The organism is Armatimonas sp., from assembly GCF_043760365.1.
Lineage (GTDB): Bacteria > Armatimonadota > Armatimonadia > Armatimonadales > Armatimonadaceae > Armatimonas.
In genome coordinates this window covers 1-4,297 of record NZ_JAYUPA010000597.1, presented here as the reverse complement: position 1 = coordinate 4,297, position 4,297 = coordinate 1, and the positions used below count along the sequence as shown (strand labels likewise).

The window sequence follows — 4,297 nt, the reverse complement described above, 5'->3', positions numbered from 1 at the left end:
CATTAACATTTTCTGTCTTACTCCCCTGTCGCCGTCGAGTAGCTACCACCACCTGTGTAGCCGCCACCGCCGCCTTCGTTTCCACCACGGGGGCCACGACCTGGGCCGCCACCGCCACGCTCACCACCTCGGCCTGCTGCGCCACCACCGCCACCGCGACCCGTGCCACCACGACCACCACGGCCACCACGGCCACCACGACGATCATCATCACGATCCCGGCCACGGTCAGAGCGCTGCCCTGCAGGATTCTCCACCGGGCGACGAGCACCCGGGAGGATATCTCCCTTGTAGATCCAGACCTTCACTCCAATAGTGGAGTAAGCCGTCACTGCCTCGGCAAAGCCGTAGTCAATATCGGCACGCAGGGTGTGCAGCGGCACTTTTCCCTGGCGGTCTTTCTCACGACGCGCCATCTCCGCACCACCGAGTCGCCCGGAGACCTGGGTACGAATCCCAAGAACACCAAGTTTCATAGCGCGGGTCACGGCCTGTCGCATGGCACGCTTGTAGCCGATACGCTTCTCGATCTGCTGCGCAATGGACTCCGCCACGAGCTGAGAGTTCGTCTCCAGGTGGCGAATCTCCGCAACATTGACGTGGACCGTCTTTTTCGTCATCTTCTCGAGATCCGCTTTGAGCATATCAATGCCCGAGCCACCCCGTCCGATGATGATTCCCGGCTTAGCCGTGTGCAACGTCACACGAAGCTGGTTCGCCTGGCGCTCAATCTCGATCTTGGAGATCGCCGCGTTCTCAAATCCCTTACGCTTCTTGATACTCTTGCGAATAACGTAGTCTTCTTTTAGAAACTCGGCATACTGCTTGTCGGCGTACCACTTGGAATCTGCATCCCGGATGACGCCGATACGGAACCCAATCGGGTTAATCTTCTGTCCCATGGTTTACTCCCCTGCCTCAGCGGTCTCGGTCGTCTCGGTAGACTCTTCGGTCGTTGTAGACTCCTCCACCACGGGAGCCTCAGCGCGGGTCGGCAGTGCGGCACGTAGCGGCGGTTTCTTCGCCGTTTTTCGCCCCGTTTTGGCCGGCGGAGCTTCACCCTCGCCCACGATCACAGTGATATGACTCGTGCGCTTAAGGATTCGGTAGGCACGCCCCTGAGCACGTGGCTTAACACGCTTCATGGTCGGCCCCACATCCACATAACAACCAACAATCTTGAGGTAATCCGGGTTCATCTCAAAGTTATTGACAGCATTTGCACAGGCTGAGCTCACCACTTTGGCGATCTCCGCGGCTGCATGGTTTGGCGTGAACTTTAGCTGATCAAGTGCTTCTTGAGCATATTTTCCACGCACAGAGTCGAGTACTAGGCGCACCTTTCGGGGTGCCATCCGCACAAATCGGGCGGTAGCTTTTGATTCCATCTTGCTTCCTCCCTACTTTCTCATACGGCTGGACTGACCGGTACCGCCTGCATGGCCCTTGAAAGGCCGGGTGTGAGCGAACTCGCCGAGCTTGTGCCCGACCATGTTCTCCGTGATAAAGACAGGCACATGCTTGCGCCCATCATGCACGGCAAGGGTTAGACCGATAAACGAAGGAAAGATCGTCGACCGACGTGACCATGTTTTGATAATGGCCTTCTTTCCGCTCTCGTTCATGGCGTCTACCTTTGCCAGAAGTTTCGGGTCCGCGAAGGGCCCCTTCTTCAAAGATCGTCCCATAAATTACTCCTGCCCCAGTCACAGGCTCTTGCCTGTCGGGTGCGTGGCCGGAGCTTCGCCCCGGCCAACATGGACACACGATTACTTCGTGCGCCGCTTGACGATAAACTTGTTCGTCGACTTGTTCCGGCGGGTCTTATAACCAATCGCCGGGACGCCCGTCGCGGAGACAGGCCCCTTCTTGCGACCCACAGGGCTCTTGCCCTCACCACCACCGTGCGGGTGCTCTCGGGGGTTCATGGTCACACCACGAACGTGAGGGGTGCGCCCCTTCCAACGAGACTTACCGGCCTTACCAAGAGACTCGTTCTCATGCTCCAGATTACCCACCTGGCCAATAGTGGCACGGCAGGTCAGCAGCACGCGACGCATCTCACTCGATGGCAGACGGAGCGTGGCATACTTGCCCTCTTTTGCCATCAGCTGCGCATAGGCCCCCGCGGAGCGGGCCATCTGGCCGCCCTTACCAGGGCTGAGCTCGATATTGTGGATCAGCGTACCGACCGGGATATTGATGATCGGAAGCGCATTACCTGGCTTGATATCCGCGGTCGGCCCGCTGGCAATCGCATCCCCGACAGTAACTCCGACGGGGGCCAGGATATAAGTCTTGGTACCGTCCTCGTACTGCAGAAGCGCGATACGCGGCGTGCGGTTTGGATCGTACTCGATCGCCAGCACGGTAGCGCCCACATCATCCTTGAACCGCTTGAAGTCAATGATGCGATACATCCGCTTGTTGCCACCACCACGGTTGCGGATCGTCATCTTGCCAGTGTTGTTACGACCAGCCTTCCTTCTTTTCGGCTCGACCAGGCTCTTCTCCGGCTTGCCCTTGGTGATCTCACTGTAGTCAGGGCTCGCCATGAAGCGACGGCCAGGCGTAATTGGTCTAAAACGTCGAATCGGCATCGCTTACACTCCCTCAAACAACTTGATGCTCTGCCCTTCGGCAAGCGTCACAATCGCCTTCTTATAGCCGGGGGTCTTGCTCACGCTAGAACGTCCAAAGACGCGGTAGCGCTTGATCTTTCCCTTGACAATCATGGTATTGACCGCGGTAACAGTCAACTTTCCCTCGCCCTCACCATCCGTAAAGAGAGTCTCAACGGCATCACGGATCTGGAACTTATTCGCATCCGCATGCACTGCGAAGGCGTACTTGCGCTCGCCGTTCATCGTCAGAGACTTCTCCGTAATGATCGGGCGCTCTATAACCTCATAGATACCTGGCATACTACGCCTCCTTCTCTTCTTTTTCGTCTGCCCAGCCGCTGAGGGTCGCCGCCGCGGCCTTGGTGATGACCACCACGCCGCCGTCTACCACATCACGCGTTGAGATACGCTTACCAACACGGATCGTCACCCCCGCGATATTGCGCAGGCTCTTGACGGTAACCTCATCGCCCTCATCAATCACGACGAGCGACTTTCGCGCACCACCCGTGACTTCGGTAAGGAAGTTGGCTGCCGTCTTGGTGCTGATCTTGCCATCAAGATCGAAACCATCCACCACCACCATCTCGCTATCGGCAAGCTTGGCGGAGAGTGCGGACCAGACCGCAGCACGGCGCATCTTCTTGTTGATCTTGTGGCCAAGATCACGCGGATGCGGACCATGAGCGGCACCACCACCCGTCCAGTGAGGAGCGACAATAGATCCCTGACGCGCACGTCCGGTACCTTTTTGCTTGAAGGGTTTCCTTCCGCCGCCTAGCATATCGCCCCGACCGGGGGCATTGCGGGTATCCTGACGCCAGTTCTCCTGCTCGGCAACCACCGCCTGGTGCATCAGCGCAATATTGCGCTCCGCTCCAAAGACGCGGTCGGAGAGAGAGATATCTCCTGCTGTCTTCCCGTTTTTCGTTTTTATCGCCAACGTAGGCATAATTAATCTCCGTTACCCGAGGAATATTTTCCGGGGTTATTTCTTTTTGCTGGAGCGCTGAGTCTCCTGGCGAATACGAACCTTCTCAGAACGGCGTACCTTCTCAATCGAAACGACTCCGCCGTTGGCACCAGGCACAGCACCTTTAACCAGAAGGATATTTTTCTCGGCGTCAATACGAACCACGCGCAGGCCCTGCTGGCTTACTTGCTCATTGCCCATACGGCCTGGCTTGCGGCTCCCCTTGAAGGTACGCGCAGCATCCGTCGCACCGCCCGACATGGGCTTTCGGTGGATCATCGAGCCGTGGGTCATATCACCACCGTGGAAATGGTAGCGCTTAACGACGCCCGCAAACCCCTTACCCTTGCTAACCCCTACCACAACGATCTTCTCATCCGTGGTAAAAATATCGCCCACGCTGATCGTGTCTCCCACAGAGACACTGGCTCCGTCCTGAATGTCGTATTCTTTCAGGAAGCGGCGCGGCTGCACCCCCGCACTGGCTAAGTGGCCTTGCTCGGGGCGGTTCAGGCGGTTAACATTGCACTCCTCAAACGCGAGCTGCACCGCGCTGTAGCCATCGTTATCCACCGTCTTTACCTGAGAGATGACGCACGGCTCCACCGCGATAACAGTCACGGGAACAACCCGGCCTTCGTCATCAAAAATCTGTGTCATCCCAACCTTACGGCCAAGAATGCCTTTTACTGACATAATT

The 4,297-nt window shown here is 57.5% G+C and carries 6 protein-coding genes and 1 pseudogene; all 7 read right to left on the bottom strand.

Translation table 11 applies throughout. The features are described from left to right. Window positions 1–17: 17 nt before the first annotated feature. The gene (gene rpsC, locus ACH2EH_RS13755) at window positions 18–902 is read right to left on the bottom strand and encodes a 30S ribosomal protein S3 (protein ID WP_395142582.1); all 885 of its coding nucleotides are present in this window, start codon (window positions 900–902) and stop codon (window positions 18–20) included. 114 nt (window positions 903–1,016) lie between these two features. After that, window positions 1,017–1,388, bottom strand: a pseudogene (rplV, locus tag ACH2EH_RS13750) (50S ribosomal protein L22); the annotation flags it as partial. A gap of 12 nt (window positions 1,389–1,400) precedes the next feature. Continuing rightward, entirely contained in the window at window positions 1,401–1,688 is a 288-nt protein-coding gene (gene rpsS, locus ACH2EH_RS13745) for a 30S ribosomal protein S19 (RefSeq protein ID WP_309696417.1), read from the bottom strand. 81 nt (window positions 1,689–1,769) lie between these two features. Then, a complete protein-coding gene (rplB, locus tag ACH2EH_RS13740; RefSeq protein WP_395142580.1) occupies window positions 1,770–2,600 on the bottom strand; it encodes a 50S ribosomal protein L2 in 831 nt (276 codons plus the stop codon). 3 nt (window positions 2,601–2,603) lie between these two features. Then, a complete protein-coding gene (rplW, locus tag ACH2EH_RS13735) occupies window positions 2,604–2,924 on the bottom strand; it encodes a 50S ribosomal protein L23 (protein WP_309696413.1) in 321 nt (106 codons plus the stop codon). A 1-nt stretch (window position 2,925) separates the two neighbouring features. Beyond that, window positions 2,926–3,576: a 50S ribosomal protein L4 gene (rplD, locus tag ACH2EH_RS13730; RefSeq protein WP_395142578.1), complete on the bottom strand. Its 651-nt coding sequence runs from the start codon at window positions 3,574–3,576 to the stop codon at window positions 2,926–2,928. 36 nt (window positions 3,577–3,612) lie between these two features. Continuing rightward, entirely contained in the window at window positions 3,613–4,293 is a 681-nt protein-coding gene (gene rplC, locus ACH2EH_RS13725) for a 50S ribosomal protein L3 (protein WP_395142583.1), read from the bottom strand. Window positions 4,294–4,297 lie beyond the last annotated feature (4 nt).